The organism is Methylobacter marinus A45, from assembly GCF_000383855.1.
GTDB classification, from domain to species: Bacteria; Pseudomonadota; Gammaproteobacteria; order Methylococcales; family Methylomonadaceae; genus Methylobacter; species Methylobacter marinus.
Genome location: NZ_KB912877.1, coordinates 1059838 through 1075942 on the forward strand (window position 1 = coordinate 1059838; position 16105 = coordinate 1075942).

14 protein-coding genes are annotated in these 16105 nt (G+C 54.0%); 4 read left to right on the forward strand and 10 right to left on the reverse strand.

The window, feature by feature from the left end; genetic code table 11:
- Positions 1–299: 299 nt before the first annotated feature.
- The 6 genes from METMA_RS0104735 to adk form a co-directional block, all read right to left on the reverse strand.
- On the reverse strand, positions 300–3188 hold the full coding sequence (locus tag METMA_RS0104735) for a FimV/HubP family polar landmark protein (RefSeq protein WP_232216324.1): 2889 nt from the start codon (positions 3186–3188) through the stop codon (positions 300–302).
- Between the two features lie 68 nt (positions 3189–3256).
- A complete protein-coding gene (locus METMA_RS0104740) occupies positions 3257–4279 on the reverse strand; it encodes an aspartate-semialdehyde dehydrogenase (protein ID WP_020157922.1) in 1023 nt (340 codons plus the stop codon).
- Positions 4280–5365, reverse strand: a complete 1086-nt coding sequence (gene leuB / locus METMA_RS0104745) for a 3-isopropylmalate dehydrogenase (RefSeq protein ID WP_020157923.1) — start codon at positions 5363–5365, stop codon at positions 4280–4282. It lies immediately after the preceding gene.
- Between the two features lie 34 nt (positions 5366–5399).
- Positions 5400–6035, reverse strand: a complete 636-nt coding sequence (gene leuD / locus METMA_RS0104750; RefSeq protein ID WP_020157924.1) for a 3-isopropylmalate dehydratase small subunit — start codon at positions 6033–6035, stop codon at positions 5400–5402.
- A gap of 1 nt (position 6036) precedes the next feature.
- A complete protein-coding gene (leuC, locus tag METMA_RS0104755) occupies positions 6037–7449 on the reverse strand; it encodes a 3-isopropylmalate dehydratase large subunit (RefSeq protein ID WP_020157925.1) in 1413 nt (470 codons plus the stop codon).
- A gap of 63 nt (positions 7450–7512) precedes the next feature.
- A complete protein-coding gene (gene adk / locus METMA_RS0104760) occupies positions 7513–8151 on the reverse strand; it encodes an adenylate kinase (RefSeq protein WP_027147044.1) in 639 nt (212 codons plus the stop codon).
- A 319-nt stretch (positions 8152–8470) separates the two neighbouring features.
- Between adk and METMA_RS0104765 the strand changes: the two genes are divergently transcribed.
- Complete coding sequence (locus METMA_RS0104765; protein WP_020157927.1) at positions 8471–9031, forward strand: DUF1415 domain-containing protein; 561 nt, start codon at positions 8471–8473, stop codon at positions 9029–9031.
- A 78-nt stretch (positions 9032–9109) separates the two neighbouring features.
- Here METMA_RS0104765 and METMA_RS23950 read toward each other — a convergent pair whose 3' ends face one another.
- Positions 9110–9895, reverse strand: a complete 786-nt coding sequence (locus tag METMA_RS23950) for a Tom20 family protein (RefSeq protein ID WP_020157928.1) — start codon at positions 9893–9895, stop codon at positions 9110–9112.
- A 126-nt stretch (positions 9896–10021) separates the two neighbouring features.
- Between METMA_RS23950 and METMA_RS0104775 the strand changes: the two genes are divergently transcribed.
- From METMA_RS0104775 to METMA_RS0104785, 3 genes are all read left to right on the forward strand, one after another.
- A complete protein-coding gene (locus METMA_RS0104775) occupies positions 10022–10318 on the forward strand; it encodes a DUF2288 domain-containing protein (RefSeq protein ID WP_020157929.1) in 297 nt (98 codons plus the stop codon).
- 480 nt (positions 10319–10798) lie between these two features.
- Complete coding sequence (locus METMA_RS23955; RefSeq protein WP_020157930.1) at positions 10799–11137, forward strand: hypothetical protein; 339 nt, start codon at positions 10799–10801, stop codon at positions 11135–11137.
- 230 nt (positions 11138–11367) lie between these two features.
- On the forward strand, positions 11368–12132 hold the full coding sequence (locus tag METMA_RS0104785) for a complement resistance protein TraT (RefSeq protein ID WP_020157931.1): 765 nt from the start codon (positions 11368–11370) through the stop codon (positions 12130–12132).
- Between the two features lie 102 nt (positions 12133–12234).
- Here METMA_RS0104785 and METMA_RS0104790 read toward each other — a convergent pair whose 3' ends face one another.
- From METMA_RS0104790 to METMA_RS0104800, 3 genes are all read right to left on the reverse strand, one after another.
- Positions 12235–13518, reverse strand: a complete 1284-nt coding sequence (locus METMA_RS0104790) for a DEAD/DEAH box helicase (protein ID WP_020157932.1) — start codon at positions 13516–13518, stop codon at positions 12235–12237.
- Positions 13519–13580: 62 nt separating this feature from the next.
- On the reverse strand, positions 13581–14588 hold the full coding sequence (gene moaA / locus METMA_RS0104795; RefSeq protein ID WP_027147046.1) for a GTP 3',8-cyclase MoaA: 1008 nt from the start codon (positions 14586–14588) through the stop codon (positions 13581–13583).
- Positions 14589–14728: 140 nt separating this feature from the next.
- Positions 14729–16063, reverse strand: a complete 1335-nt coding sequence (locus METMA_RS0104800) for a PepSY-associated TM helix domain-containing protein (protein ID WP_232216325.1) — start codon at positions 16061–16063, stop codon at positions 14729–14731.
- Positions 16064–16105: the final 42 nt, after the last annotated feature.

Consider the following 16105-nt stretch of genomic DNA (forward strand, 5'->3'; position numbering starts at 1 on the left):
AGTGTGCGGTTGATTTTCCGTTGCAGGTATGGACTCGTCTGTCAACGGAAGGCGCTATAGACGAAGCGCCTTCCGTTGGTATCCGCAAAGTGCGAATGCCCTCTCGGGCACCTGCAATTCCCTGATTTATTGCATGCTCATTAATAAGCCCGGGCGATTGCATACGTCCGCCACCCTATATCGAGCGCTGAACCACTTCAACAAACCTGACACCACACCCGGAACTGATCAGGGCAAGCCGCTTTCAAATGCGAACCGCTACACTGAACGGACTTTTTTATTATTCTGAGCCGCTACTGTTATTTCAAATCTTCAAGCAGTTCCATGGCCATCTTTCTTTGCTCCGATGAGCCTTTTTCGTACACCTCATCAGCAATATCCTTGGCTGCTTCGGCATCACCCATATCAATATAAGCTTTCGCCAGATCCAGTTTCGTTTCCCATTCGTCCATATCGGTCAGATCGGCAATACCGTCCTCGGCATCCTGATCTTCCGAAGCGGCAGTTGCCATATCCAGATCAAAATTAAACTCAAAATCACCGTCAAAGGCATCCTTATCGAGACCGCTATTCAAACCCGATGAAGTGTTATCAGAAAAATCAAAATCATCAGCGGTATCTTCCAAAGTACTTAAATCAAACTCACCGATTTCTTTTGCTTCTGTTTCAGTTTCATTCAAACCGAAATCATAGGTTTCGATGTCCTGTTCGCTTCCGTCATCGGCGCTCTCGAGGGTCGACTCATCTTCGGTTGAATCTTCCGCCAACAGGTTTAGATCAAAATCAAGGCTGCCATTATTCTTGTCATCATCGACTTCAGCTTCAAAAGCGGTCAAATCAAGATCCGGTTCGGCATCCTTTGACTCGGCTTGCTCAAGGTCTGACGATGCTTCAAAGACCTCCATATCAAAATCCAGCGCACTCTCTTCCGGCTCGAGGGGCGCCTGATCTGAAGGCGCTTCGTAAGTGGCCTTTTCGAAATCCAGCACATTCTCTTCCTGATCGACTGTCTCCTGATCTGATGGCGCTTCAATAGCCGCCTTTTCAAAATCCAGTCCGTTATCTTCCGGTTCGATAGTATCCTGACCTGATGAGGCATCAAAATCCGACGGGGTTTCAAAGGCGGACATGTCGAAATCCATCTCATTGGCATCGTCCGTGTCACCGGCGCCAATATTTGACTCATCGTTTAAATCGGCAGGACTGTTTGATTTGGCGGCCGCACTCTCATGCGCCGCAATCTGGGAAGAAAACAGCGCCGAATCCGGGCAGATTTCGCTGCCCATCTCGATGACTTTGGCCCAGAAATCCGGCTCAACTTTTTTACCTTCGGCGGCTAACTCGCCTGCGTAACTCTCAAAGGCTTGCTTATTTTCGTTAGCGTAGAAAATTTCCAGCAGTTTCAACTTGCATTCATCACGATCCGGCTGATCATTGATGGCGTGCCGCATAAGCTCTTCCGCCTGTTGATAGCGGCCATACGCCAGGTAGACATCGGCTTCGGAAATCGGATCGATTTCACTCTGCTCCGTGTCGAACGCACCAAAATCGCTAGGCGTAAATTCACTCAAGAAAGAACTTTCACCGACTGTGCCGACATTATAAGACGCATTCTCCTCAACGATCGGCATGGAAAGACTTTCGTTTGCCTCGGCTTTCTGCTTCCAACTGGAGGAGGCGAACATGCTGTCGGCATTGGTTTCACGATCAACCTTGCGTTTCCGCCACCATAACCAGCCCAGCAGGGATAAAACGCCGATACCCGCGCCGCCAACTCCCAGATAATACAAATTATCGGATGCCGGTTCCGGCGCTCTTGCCGCTGGCTTGGCTTTCTCGACGGCGGCCGGCGGCTGCGCGGCGGCAGTCTCCGCATGATGCTGTAAAGCGGTCAGCTGTTCATCTTTGAGAGCGAGCAACCTTTGCATCGCGGCCAGCTGATGCTCGAGTTCCGCCAATTTCTTTTGCAAAGCCGCATCCGTCAATGCTGCGCTGTCCGAACTTGCGTCTCCGGTCGCGGCTTCGGCGTTCATTTGCTGTGCGTCAGCCTTGGGCTTTTCAGCTGTGGCCTGATCAGTCTTTGTCGCTACGGCTACATTTTCCGTCACTGTGGCCTCAGTCGGCGCAATCAGTTTTAAATGATTGTCGACCGGCTCTTGCCTGGCGGTTTCAGCACCGATGGGAGCCGGCTTCTCGACAGGTGCTGGCTTCTCGACAGCCGCGGGCTTCTCGGCAGGCGCCGGCTTGTCGACCGCAGCGGGCTTCTCGACTGGCGCCGGTTTGTCGGCCGTAGCGGGCTTCTCGACTGGCACCGGTTTATCGGCCGCAGCGGGCTTCTCGACTAGCGCCGGTTTATCGACAGCCGCGAGCTTCTCGACTGGCGCCGGTTTTTCGGCGGCAGGCTTGACGGCAGACTTTTTCCAGTCTTCAGTTTGCCGGTTAAATTCAGCCAGCGCTTCCTTCTTGGGTAATTTTAGAACAGCCTCTTTTTCCGGAATTTTCAGTTTCTTTCCCGCCATCAAGGCATTCACATTCTGTTTATAGAATGCGCCAGGATTTTGCTGATAGAGCGCCATCATCATCTGTTCCATGGACACGTCAGAATCGCTGTTCACGCGCTGGGCAACCTGCCAGAGCGAGTCATTCTTCTTGACAACAACATAGCCTTTATTCGCACCCGCGACAGGCTGAGGCCTTGTCTGCGGAGTAGGCGCCGGTTGACGTTGCGGCATGGAATCCTGCTCCGGCACATGGCTTTCAATGCTGACCGGAACAGGAAGCGTGGCTTGGCTATAAGTGGCGGGAGGATCCACCAGAACGGTAAATTCACGGTATAGATTGCCTTTAGGCCAGCTCACTTCAAGCAGCAGATCCAGGACCGGCTCTTTTAATGCCTCTCTTGAGCTGAGCTTGATGACCACCGAACCGTTATGCCCGACAACCGGCTCAAACTTGATTTTCGACAGGAAATACGACCACGGTACTCCCGCCTCATCAAATTTGTCAGGCGGCGCCAGGCTGACCTTGATATCGGCAACATTCTCACCTGCCGAAACAACCAAAGGAATCTCGGCATTCAGGTTCTGATTAAGGGCCGAGTGCAATTTAATATCGCCAATCCCTAACGGATAAGCACTAGCAGGTGCCAGTAACGATACAACCGCTAAAGTTCTTGTTAAATTGCGCACGTTGCCTCCTCCACAAATATTTACCACAGTCTCTTACCGTGAACAGTTAAATCACAGATAAGCTTAGTCTAGATGTGATTTTTTACCAGCACTTCGGCTATTTGCACGCTATTTAATGCGGCGCCTTTGCGAACATTATCGCCGACGACCCATAGATCGATTCCCTGAGGATGTGAAATGTCTTCCCGGATGCGCCCGACAAACACTTCATCGTGGCCTGATGACTCGGTAACCGCGGTAGGATAGCTGCCATCCTTGCGCTCATCGATCACCCTGATGCCGGGAGCTTTTTCGAGTAGCGCCTTGACTGCCGCGACGTCGATTTTTTTGCGCGTTTCAACATGCACGGCTTCTGAATGGCCGTAAAAAACCGGCACCCTTACCGCCGTGGCGTTAACCTTGATGCTATCGTCGCCGAGGATCTTGCGGGTTTCCCAGACCATTTTCATCTCTTCCTTGGTATAGCCGTTGTCCTGGAAAACATCGATTTGCGGCAACACATTGAAGGCGATCTGTTTCGGGTACACGCTGGCTTCCGCAGGCTTGCCGTTCAGCAGTTGCGCGGTCTGCCGGGCCAGTTCCTCAATCGCGTCCTTGCCGGTGCCGGAGACGGCCTGATACGTGCAGACGTTGATCCGGTCGATGCCGGCCGCGTCATAAATCGGCTTTAAAGCCACCAGCATCTGGATTGTCGAGCAATTCGGATTGGCGATGATGCCGTGATTCTTGTACTCGGCGATCTTTTCAGGGTTGACTTCGGGCACGACCAGCGGAATATCGTCGTCGTAACGGAACTGCGACGTGTTATCGATCACGATGCAGCCCGCGGCGGCCGCTTTCGGCGCATAGATGGCCGAAACCGAAGCGCCGGGCGAAAACAGGCCGATCTGCGCCTTCGAGAAATCAAATTCGGCCAGATCCTGCACTTTCAAAGTGCCGCCCTTGAAGGGAATCCGCTTGCCGACTGAATTGCTGCTCGCCAGGGCATAGACCTCGCCGACCGGAAAATTACGCTCTTCCAGGATGGCCAGCATCGCCTCGCCGACCGCACCGGTCGCGCCCACGACTGCAACGTTATAAAGTTTGCTCATTTAGACCTCCGATTTTAAAGCTGAAACCACGGCATCGCCCATCTGCGCCGTGCCGATTTTTTGCATACCCTCGGAGTAAATATCGGCGGTACGCACCTTGGCATCCAGCGCCGCATTGACCGCTTTTTCGATACGGTCGGCCGCTTCGGCCTGATTGAAGGTGTAACGCAACATCATCGCTGCCGACAGGATAGTCGCCAACGGATTGGCAATGCCCTTGCCGGCAATGTCAGGCGCCGAACCGTGAATCGGCTCGTACATGCCTTTACCGTTCGCATCGAGCGATGCGGATGGCAACATGCCGATGGAACCGGTCAGCATGGAGGCCGCATCGGACAGGATGTCGCCGAACATGTTGGTCGTCACCATCACGTCGAACTGCTTGGGCGCACGCACCAGCTGCATGGCCGCATTATCGACATACATATGGCTGAGTTCGACGTCCGGGTATTGCTTGCCGACCTCGGTCACGACTTCGCGCCATAATTCGGTGCATTCGAGCACGTTGGCCTTGTCGACCGAGCACAGACGGCGGTTTCTTTTCTGTGCAATCCGGAACGCGGAATGAGCTATGCGCCGGATTTCCGATTCGCTGTAGACCAGCGTGTTGAAGCCTTGGCGCTCGCCGTTCTCCAGAACCCGGATACCGCGCGGCTGACCGAAATAAATGCCGCCGGTCAGCTCGCGCACGATCATGATATCGAGGCCAGCCACGACGTCCGGCTTCAGGGTAGAGGCATCAGCCAGCTGCGGGTACAGAATGGCCGGCCGCAGGTTCGAGAACAGCTCCAGCTCAGAGCGCAAGCCCAGCAGGCCTTTTTCGGGGCGTACCGAGATATCCAGCGATTCCCATTTCGGTCCGCCGACCGCGCCCAGCAGCACGGCATCAGCCTGTTTGACCAGGTCGATAGTCTGCTGCGGAAAAGGCGTGCCGTGCACATCATAGGCGGCGCCGCCGATCAGACCGTTTTCAAAAACCAGACCCAGATTCATTTCGGCGTTCAGGCAGTCCAGCACTTTAATCGCTTCCGCGACGATCTCAGGACCGATACCGTCGCCGGGCAACACTGCAATTTTTTTTGTCATTAAATCTAAAACCTTTTTCTTTTAATATTGATAATTAATCAGCGAACAGCCAGGGCGCCCGTTTCGCGCGCGCGGCCTCGTAAGCTTTAATCTCATCGGCATGCTGCAACGTCAGGCCGATGTCATCGAGCCCATTCAGCAGGCGGTATTTGCGGTTTTCATCGACATCGAAACCAATTTCCCGGCCGGAGGGCGTGGTGATTTTTTGCAGGGCCAGATCAATGGTCAATTGATAGCCCTCCGTCAATTCCTTGAACAGGCTGTCGACCACGTCGGCCGGCAGGGCGATCGGCAACAAGCCGTTTTTAAAACAGTTGTTATAAAAAATATCGGCGAAGCTGGGCGCGATGATGGCTCTGAAGCCGTAATCCTCCAGCGCCCAGGGTGCGTGTTCGCGCGAAGAGCCGCAACCGAAATTCTCGCGCGTCAGCAAAATCTCGGCCCCCTGGTATTCAGGTTTGTTCAGGACGAAATCCGGATTGAGCGGCCGATCCGAGCAGTCCATATCCGGCTCGCCATGATCCAGATAACGCCACTCGTCGAACAGATACGGGCCGAAACCGGCACGGCGTATCGATTTTAAAAACTGCTTCGGAATAATCGCATCGGTATCGACATTGGCTCGATCCAACGGTGCGACCAAAGCCGTAACTTTAGTAAAGGCTTTCATATCACTGACCCTCCCAGGTGCTGATATCGACAAAATGGCCGGCAACCGCTGCGGCCGCGGCCATGGCGGGGCTGACCAGATGCGTGCGGCCGCCGTAGCCCTGCCGGCCTTCGAAATTGCGGTTCGACGTCGACGCACAGCGCTCGCCCGGCTCCAGCCGGTCGGCGTTCATGGCCAGACACATGGAACAGCCCGGATCGCGCCATTCAAAGCCGGCCTCGATAAAGATCTTGTCCAGGCCTTCGGCTTCCGCTTGGCTTTTTATCAGCCCCGAACCCGGCACTACCAGCGCCTGTTTGATGTTGGCGGCCACTTTCCGGCCCTTGGCGATGGCCGCGGCGGCGCGCAAATCCTCAATGCGCGAATTGGTGCAGGAGCCGATAAAGACCTTGTCCAGCCAGATATCGGTAATCGCCTGGCCGGCCTTTAGGTCCATGTAGTCAAGCGCCCGGAGCATGCTCTTTTGCTTGACCGGATCGGTTTCCAGCGCCGGGTCGGGGATGTGCTGGTCGACCGCGACGACCAGTTCCGGAGATGTGCCCCAGGTTACCTGCGGCTTGATAGCCGTCGCATCGACTTCGATCACTTTGTCGAACACGGCATCGGCATCGGAATGCAGCCGCTGCCACAGGCGCTCGGCCATGAACCAGTCCTCGCCCTTGGGCGAATAAGGACGGTCTCGGTAGTAATCAATCGTGACCTCATCGACGGCAATCAGACCGGCACGGGCGCCGGCTTCTATGGCCATATTGCAGACCGTCATGCGGCCTTCCATCGACAGGGAGCGTATGGCGCTGCCGGCAAATTCGATCGTATAGCCGGTGCCTCCGGCCGTGCCGATTTTGCCGATAATCGCCAGCACGATGTCTTTGGCCGTCACGCCGGGGCCGGTTTGACCGTTGACGTTGATCAGCATGTTTTTGGCTTTTTTCTGCATCAGGCATTGTGTGGCCAGCACATGCTCGACTTCCGATGTGCCGATGCCGAACGCCAGCGCGCCGGAAGCGCCGTGCGTGGAGGTGTGAGAATCGCCGCAGACCACGGTCATGCCGGGCAAGGTCGCGCCTTGCTCGGGACCGACCACATGCACAATGCCCTGGCGCACGTCGCCCATATCAAATTCGGTGATGCCGAACTCGGCACAGTTTTGATCCAGTGTGTCCACCTGCAGACGCGAAACCGGATCGGCGATGCCTTGATCACGGTCGGTTGTCGGCACGTTATGATCGGCCACGGCGAGATTGCGGGACTGCCGCCACGGCTTTCTGCCTGCCAGCCGCAGGCCTTCAAAAGCTTGCGGCGAGGTGACCTCGTGCACTAAATGGCGATCGATATAGATCAGCGAAGAGCCGTCGTCTTCGGTATAAACGACGTGATCTTCCCATAATTTGTCATATAAAGTTTTACCTGACATAGCTCTTTGGTAGGGTTAGGCCGCTCGGGCGGCAATCATTTAAGTGTGAATTGTTCTGACTGTTCAGCCTAAAATGGCGAAAACCTTGGCCGTGATTTCCTCGACCGGACCGACGCCGCTGATCGATGCGAACTTGACCGGACGGCCTTCGGCGGAATAATAGCCGACCAGCGGTTTGGTCTGTTCGTGATAGACGCTGAGGCGCTTGCGCACGGTTTCTTCCTTGTCGTCGTCGCGCTGAATCAAGGCTTCGCCGGTAACGTCATCGACACTATCGACTTTGGGCGGATTGAATTCGATATGATAGGTGCGGCCCGAAGGCAGATGCACGCGCCGGCCGGCCATGCGCTTGACGATTTCCTCATCGGCGACGACGATTTCAATAACGGTATCGATCGTCACGCCCATGGCCTCCAGGCCCTCTGCCTGGGCGATCGTACGGGGAAAACCGTCCAGCAGGAAACCGTTGGCACAGTCAGGCTGGGCGATGCGTTCCTTGATCAACCCCAGAATGATGTCGTCGGATACCAGGCCGCCGGCATCCATGACTTTTTTGGCTTCCACGCCCAGCGGCGTGCCCATCCTTACTGCCGCCCTGAGCATATCGCCGGTGGAAATCTGCGGAATGCCGTATTTTTCAGTGATAAACTGAGCTTGAGTTCCTTTCCCTGAACCGGGACTTCCTAAAAGGATGATGCGCATAAAATACTCCAAGTGTGGCGCCAGAAAATCTAAGAATAATTTTGTGGCCGCATAAAAAATTGAACCGCCTATTTTATAACACAACCTATTTAATCTCTTGTAAAAATACGTCTGTTTACTTATTCTTGTCCGGCTCCCTGGGCTTTAGAAGGAAATTCGGACCTATTGACGCATTAACGCTTATCGTTTGACAACATGATCTGATCGATAGCGATTTTTCCTGATATTGCTCTTGCTTTTGATTAGAACTGGCACAGCAATTCCCTGGAAAGCCCCTCTTTTAGAGGTTTTTCCGGATTTACCGGCAACCGCACCGCTTATGTCCACATTCACCGACCCACAAATCCTCAACGCAACGCAAGCCTGGTTAACATCGGTCATCATCGGCTACAACATCTGCCCTTTTGCAAAACGCGAATGGGACCGCGGCAGCATTTATTTCACCGTCAGCCGCCAGACGGATATTGAGATCTGCCTGGAACATCTGATACAGGAATGCGAGCGACTGGACAGCGACGACGGCATTGAAACCACCTTGCTGATTTATCCGGATGCTTTCGCGGCATTCGATGATTACCTGAACTATCTGAACATTGCCGAGCAGTTATTGATCGAGCAAGGTTACGAAGGCATTTACCAGCTGGCAAGCTTCCATCCCGAATACTGCTTTGAAGGCGCGGCATTGGATGATCCGGCCAATTATACCAACCGATCGCCCTATCCGATGCTACACCTGCTGCGCGAAGCGAGCATCGAGCGGGCCGTGGCCGCCTACCCGCATCCCGAAAACATCCCGGAGCGCAATATTGAGCTAACGCGCGCCTTAGGCCTGGCCAAAATGCAAGCCTTACTGGCGGCCTGTTATCAGACCGGTCAATAAAGCGCCGGCCGTGCGGGCATAAAAAGAAAACACATAAGGCGCCGGCCTGCCGTCCACGCCTTATGCGGGAGCTGAAAATTATTTAGCGCTTTCCCCGGCATCCGAGGCGTCTTCCTTGCGCGCTTCCTCTTCCGCGGGCGTTTCTTCCTTGGCCGGAGGCGTATCGCCCTCAATACGAACCTCTTCTTCAACCGGAAGCTCTTCGTTGACTTCTTCTTGAGCCTCGAGTTCCGCGGTTTCTTCAGTCACGGCCTCTTTTTTCCGCTTTAATGCGTCTATAAACTCAACGAACCAGCCCTGCTGTTTAACAGCCGCAATATCAGGATCATCAACAATAGCCTCGGGATCAGGTATGATGCCCTTATCCCGGGCATATTCCAATGCATTCAGGCATGCGGTTTCATCGCCGCGCAAAGCATAAATACAGGCCAGATTGTAGGAAGCGGCTCCGGCTTGAATGGCATTGGCTTTCTCGAACTGCTCCTCGGCCATGTCATACAAGTGATCCTCGGGCTTGGCGCCTTTAGCCCGAGCCAGATCCATATAAGCCACGCCGCCGTCTATGGCCGCGCCCAGATAATTGGGGTCTATGGTCAGACAAAAAGCGAATTTCGCTATGGCCTCCTGATAAATACCGGCCGCTTCTTCGCCCGACTTGAGTTTTGCGTGGTGCAATAACGCAAAGCCCCAATTATACAAAGCTTCAGCAAGCATGGGATTATCGCTTACGACATCGGCATAGCCCTGATAGACTCTTTTAAACAATTGATCGGCCTTGCCGGCTTCGCTTTTACGCGCCTCGGCTGTTTGTTTAATGGCTGAATTCAGTTTCGCTCTCTTGGTAAACGCCCCGAATAACGACATGCACCTGTCTCCTTCATCTAGTGGGTTATAATTATCTTGCTGAATATTAGCAGCCTCACATTCTAATCACCGGATTCAATGTGTCAATAAACACATTACCGACACGTAACCAAGAGAACATTATTAATGAGTCAAGCTGAAATTGATCTGATCAGAGAAAAAGTCAACCTGGAAACCTCACAAATAGCCTGGAAAGAACTGCAGCGTTTTTTTGCCAGCGGCACAGCCGTCTATGTCGCGCCAGACCTGGACCTGGTTGAAGTCGCTTATCAGTTTTCAATGGATAATAAAGCCCTGGTCGAGCAATGGATGCAAAACGGCCAACTGGGCCTGGTATCGGATCGGCGGGCCATCGACTGGCTTGAAGCAGACGCCCAGGTATGGGCCGTAGTGGTCAAGCCCTGGATACTGGTTCAACCCTGAACGAACCGTTCATATATATTTATGATAACCGGAGATAATATTTTCACTCGTTATAAATAATTAATTCCGGTATTGCTCCTTAGTTTAAAGGATTGGGGCGTCAATAATTTCCCTGTTTAACGCCGACGATAGACAGCGCCATTCGCGAGCTGCGCTCAGCCCATCCTATGCAGGATTCCAGTTTCAGGAAGTCATTTTTAGCCAAATCATAAACCGCGCATTAGCTTCAAGCCAAAACCGATTGAAATAACAAATCCTGAAAGCTACAATCAATCGGCCCTGCCAGCTAAACCAGGTCATGCATGTCCATTTTCATGCGGTCTTATAACAATCAATACTACCTATTTGTAAGCTTGCGCGGCCACCATTGGTTGATTCCAAAAGCGTGTTTTGGCCTGACTAACAGGAGCTTTGATATCAGTCCTCTATCCCAAAAGGCTCTGAACCAAGGTTAATGACCGTAAACAAAGGGGGAAAGTGATGATAAATCTGCATAACATGGCTTTATATACCTTGCTGCTTGGCTATACGCTGGGTTATAGCAACGCATGGGCGGATGCCGTGTCGGAAAAAAGCCGGATTGAAATCCAGAAAAGCCTGAACGAACAAGTGCTTTCCAGTCCTTTCAGCGTGGAGGACGATGCAAAACTGGAAGCTTATATCAAGGATGCCACGGAAAGGGGCAAGCCGCCCCGGTCAACGCCCAGCAAATATTGGCGGCGAGGCTATACCTGCCGTGATTTAAGAAGATATTCGTGGCTCGACTATCGCGATTGCAGCTATTACTACCGTTATTACGGGCGTTATTGGCCTTTCTAAAATTCGATCGGCCTTGTCCGGTATTTTCAAAAATAGAATCAGAACATAATAAAAACAATACTATTCTTTAAGAGGCTTTCTTACCGTATCAACTTAACCATCAATTATTCCGTGCCCGCTCGAACCTATGGATTTTAAAATCTAAAAAAAATAATTTTTATCGAGTCCATTACCGCGCGATCCGGATTTTTTACAGTCATTTAAAAATATCAAAAATTGGGGGGAAATAAATGGAAAATATTCAAGGCAGAACCATTACCAAACTTACTGCGGTGGTAGCGCTCCTGGGCTTATTAAACGGGTGTTCCGCCGTGCATACATCAATTGCCAAAAAGGATCTGGACGTTCAGACCAAGATGAGCGACACGGTCTTCCTGGATCCGGTCGGTCCTGGCAAAAAAGTGATTTATCTTGATGTCCGCAATACCTCGGACAAATCCAATTTCGACATCTTAAATGCGGTCAGACGCAGCCTTGAGGCAAAAGGCTATACGGTTTCCAATAATCCTGACACTGCCTACTATTGGTTACGAGCCAATATATTGAGCGTGGACAAGGCCAGTCCGACAGCGGCAGAGACAGCATTAGGCTCAGGCTACGGCGGAGCGTTTACCGGCGCCGCTCTGGGCTCGGCCATCGGCGGCGCGACTCATGGCTGGACCGGCGCCGGCATTGGCGGCTTGGCCGGGATCGTGGCTGGCGGCCTGGTTGAAACCGTCGCGGATGCCGCCGTAAAGGATGTGACGTATATGGTCGTGACGGACGTTGAAATTGCCGAAAAAGCCAAAGACGGCGTCATTATCCGTCAGGATAGTCAACAAGATGCCAAACAGGGCATCGGCGGCTCAAGACGACAGACATCTTCGGAACTCAGCGATAGAAAAAAATACCGCACCCGAATCGTCAGCACCGCCAATAAAGTGAACCTGGACTACGAAGAAGCCGCACCCGAGTTAACGAACGGCCTGGTGCGCTCTATTTCGGGAGTTTTCTAGGAAAAAGCAGACCATGCATACCCGGCATCCTTGATGCCGGGTATTGAACCGGGATCGACAGATCCAAGCGCGATTTCAGCAAAAAACAGCACGACCGGAAACTCACCGACGTCCGCTTCTCAGGCTTTTGCGTCCATCCTTGCCCGGCCGGGCTCTGCGTTTTTCGATAGTCTTCTTATGCCGGTAATCCTTCTTGCCGGTATTTTTATTCGGCGCACTCTTTTTGGGCATATCGAGGACTTTCAGCGATACCGGTTCATACCCGGTGTCGGCTACGCGCGGAATCTGGCGTTTCAGCAGTTTTTCAATTTCCGCCAGCAGATAGGCTTCCTCGGGACATACCAGCGACAACGCCTCGCCGCTTGAACCGGCGCGTCCGGTACGGCCGATGCGGTGCACGTAATCCTCGGCCACTTGGGGCAAATCAAAGTTAACCACATGCGGCAACTGCTCGATATCGAGGCCGCGCGCCGCGATGTCGGTCGCGACCAGCACCGCTATTTTGCCTGTTTTAAAATACTCCAGCACCTTGTTGCGCGCGCCCTGCGTTTTATCGCCATGCAGGGCGCCGGCCCGAATACCGTCCTGCTGCAATTGTTTCTCCAGCCGGTCCGCGCCATGCTTGGTCCGCACAAAAACCAGAACCTGCTTCCAGTTGCCGCTGCCGACCAGGTAAGACAGCAATTCCCGCTTGTACTCGCGATTGATGCCGTAAACCCGCTCCGATATCGTGTCCGCCGTGGCGTTCTGCCTGGCGACTTCCACTTCGACCGGATCACGCAGCACCGATGCGGCCAGCGTCTTGATCTCATTCGAATAGGTGGCCGAAAACAGGAGATTCTGACGCGCTTCAGGCAGCCATGACAGAATCTTGCGGATATCGGGCATGAAGCCCATATCGAGCATGCGATCGGCCTCATCGAGCACCAGAATTTCCACCCTGGACAAGTCGACGTTTTTCTGCAGCACATGATCGATCAGGCGGCCGGGCGTGGCGATGATGATATCGCAGCCTCTACGCAAATTGCGGATCTGCGCGTTGATATTGACGCCTCCATATATCGCCTCCGCATAAAGCGGCAAATATTTGCCGTAGGTCTTTACGCTCTCATGGACCTGAACGGCGAGTTCGCGCGTCGGCGCCAGGATCAGCGCGCGCACGGGACGCGGTTTTCGCGCTTGCGACGGATCGGCCGTCAGCCGCTGCAGCAAAGGCAGGGTGAATCCGGCCGTTTTGCCGGTGCCGGTCTGGGCACCGGCCAGTACATCGCGTCCTTCCAGAATCAACGGAATGGCCTGCTGTTGAACGGGCGTAGGCATCGTATAGCCTTGCTCCGCGACCGCTTTAAGGAGTCCCTCGGTTAAACCGAGCTGGTCAAAAGACATGAAAAAACCTCGGGTAAGAGAAATGGTTTGGAAAAGAAGAGGAAACTGCGTAATGGGGGCCGTTAGCCGCCCGTTACGTTCATGTGCCGCAGGATAATCGGCTGCTCATGGATATTGAATTCGTGCTTTTCGGGCTTGATCGACATCGCATCGATAATGGCCTGTTTCAGCACGTCAGTATTGCCGGGGTGAGCCCGGAGGACTTTCTTTAAATCGACCGAATGCTCATTGCCGAGACACAACAACAAGCGGCCTTCCACGGTCAGGCGCACACGGTTACAGGTGCTGCAGAAATTCTCGCTGTGCGGGGAAATGAAACCGACGCGGGTCCGGCTGCCGACCACCTTGAAGTAGCGCGAAGGCCCGCCGGTTTTTTCGGTCGATGCGATCAGGGAAAACTCCCGCGCCAGATCGGCCTTGATCAGATCGCTGGAATAATAAGCTTCCGAGCGGTCATGCTGATTGACGACGCCCAGCGGCATTTCCTCGATGAAGCTGATATCGATGCCGTTATCGACGGCGAACCGGACCAGATCGCGAACTTCCAGATGATTTCTGCCTTTCAGGATGACCGCATTGATCTTCAACCGCTCAAACCCTGCCTCCCTGGCGGCCTGAATGCCTTTCAGGACCTGCTGCAGGTCGCCTGTCCGCGTTATGGCCTTGAATTTATCGGCGTCGAGCGTATCGAGGCTGACATTGATGCGTTTTACCCCGGCCTTTTTCAGCGCGCCCGCCATTGTTGCCAATTGCGAACCGTTCGTCGTTATGACCAGCTCACCCAGACCTTCGATTTTGCCGATATTTTCCAGCAGCTCCAGCGCGCCTTTTCTAACCAGCGGTTCGCCGCCGGTCACGCGGATTTTTTTCACGCCCAGTTCGACAAAGGCCCTGGCCAGGGTATAAATTTCTTCCAGCGTCAGAACCTGCGCGCGCGGCAAAAACGTCATGTCTTCGGCCATGCAGTATACACAGCGGAAATCACAGCGATCGGTAATGGAAATTCTCAAGTAATCAACTGTCCGGCCGAAGCGATCGATCAATTGAGCAGGATTAGATGAATGACTCATATCACTAAGGTAAAAAAATCCAAGACGGCCATCTTACCACATTGTCTCGCCATGCGTTGTCAGCCGTTTTGTAAAATGCACTATGGCATAGACCTTGTCAGGTAGCCGATCTATCCGGTTATTTATACATTTGACGGGCTTTAACTGTTTTTGCCTATGCGTTTTTGCCGATTCGCCATCGCCATACGCCACCTTTCAAGCTGCCGCAGCAGTAAGGCAAGTCCTGCCGCAATGTGCGACCGGGCCTTTCGCGCCAGCATGACACCATGGCGGCAAAGCGCCAGGCCGACGCGGTAGCTGTGCCGGGCCAACCGGTAAAACATCGGCCGCAATGCGGCAAAATCGATCTTTCTGTCGCGGATCCTGCCGCGCCGATACAACCAGTGCAGCAAACCGCTGACATAGAGAAAGAAAAGACTCTGGCCGGCCAAAAACCAGATAAACCGGCCGGTATCATTCAAAGCCTCGCCGGTGTGTAACGGCCATATCCAGGTCGCAATCGTTTCGCCGGCGGAAAAATCTTTCGGATTGCGCACGTCCTTGACCTGGCCGCTCCAGCGGTCCACCCAGACCGTGGTATAAGGGTGGCGCCGATTGATTTCGCCGGGCTGGCGCAAGTTGATGCGATAAATGCCGCTATCGCCGACCGGGGTGGTAATGCGCCGAAGTTCAGTACGGGGGAAGCCCCCCTGAGCCATGAATGTCGCCGCCGCCAGACCGGTTGGATGATTGTTGGGCACCGCCGTGCTGATGATATCGCGGCCCGTCTCGCCATGCGCCATGCCCGAGGCACCGGCCAGGGATTCCAGCAGCGAAGGATAGCTCAGCAGGACTCCCGTGCCTGACAGCACCAGCAGCACAACCGCACTGAGCAAGCCGATAGAGCGATGCAGATCGAAAGCCAGCCGGATCATGCCGGCATCAGGCCGAATCGTGAACGCCTGCCGAAGCTGCCGCGTGCCCGGCCACCATAAATACAGTCCCGTGACGATGGAAACCATCAGCAACGCCCCCAGAATCCCCACCGCATTCCCGCCGAAGCGGTCGGACCGAAGCCGGGTGTGCAGATCCAGCAGCCAGGTCGTCACGGTCCGGCCCCAGAGACGGCTGCTGACAACCTCCGCCGTATAGGGATTGACAGACACCATGAGCGGCGCATACAGCTCGAAAAACGTCTCCTGCGGTTTGTCGTACCAGACGGTTGCCATGCTGTGCGGCGACCTCGGCATTTCCAGCGTCCAGGCGCCGTGACGGTCCGGATGCGCCTGCCGCACCGCGGCCATGATCCGGTCCAGCGACTGGTACTTGCCCTGCGGCTGTTCGATGACCAACTGCGGATTCAGCAGTTCGTCCAACTCCTCACGGTACACGCTGACGCTGCCGGTCAGACCCATCAGGGCGAAGAAGAACCCGGCGATCAGCGCCAGATAAAGATGAACCTTGAGCCAGGTTTGCCGAGTCAGTCTGCGTTGCATGGGAGATTGGATTGCCATGAAAAAAATGGGGGCATTATCCCA

Coding starts and splice junctions, on each gene's coding strand:
- leuB (WP_020157923.1), bottom strand. CDS start 5,365: ATGACAAAAAAAATTGCAGTGTTGCCCGGCGACGGTATCGGTCCTGAG.
- METMA_RS23955 (WP_020157930.1), top strand. CDS start 10,799: ATGATAAATCTGCATAACATGGCTTTATATACCTTGCTGCTTGGCTAT.
- METMA_RS0104790 (WP_020157932.1), bottom strand. CDS start 13,518: ATGTCTTTTGACCAGCTCGGTTTAACCGAGGGACTCCTTAAAGCGGTC.
- adk (WP_027147044.1), bottom strand. CDS start 8,151: ATGCGCATCATCCTTTTAGGAAGTCCCGGTTCAGGGAAAGGAACTCAA.
- moaA (WP_027147046.1), bottom strand. CDS start 14,588: ATGAGTCATTCATCTAATCCTGCTCAATTGATCGATCGCTTCGGCCGG.
- leuD (WP_020157924.1), bottom strand. CDS start 6,035: ATGAAAGCCTTTACTAAAGTTACGGCTTTGGTCGCACCGTTGGATCGA.
- METMA_RS0104775 (WP_020157929.1), top strand. CDS start 10,022: ATGAGTCAAGCTGAAATTGATCTGATCAGAGAAAAAGTCAACCTGGAA.
- METMA_RS0104765 (WP_020157927.1), top strand. CDS start 8,471: ATGTCCACATTCACCGACCCACAAATCCTCAACGCAACGCAAGCCTGG.
- leuC (WP_020157925.1), bottom strand. CDS start 7,449: ATGTCAGGTAAAACTTTATATGACAAATTATGGGAAGATCACGTCGTT.
- METMA_RS23950 (WP_020157928.1), bottom strand. CDS start 9,895: ATGTCGTTATTCGGGGCGTTTACCAAGAGAGCGAAACTGAATTCAGCC.
- METMA_RS0104785 (WP_020157931.1), top strand. CDS start 11,368: ATGGAAAATATTCAAGGCAGAACCATTACCAAACTTACTGCGGTGGTA.
- METMA_RS0104800 (WP_232216325.1), bottom strand. CDS start 16,063: ATGCAACGCAGACTGACTCGGCAAACCTGGCTCAAGGTTCATCTTTAT.
- METMA_RS0104740 (WP_020157922.1), bottom strand. CDS start 4,279: ATGAGCAAACTTTATAACGTTGCAGTCGTGGGCGCGACCGGTGCGGTC.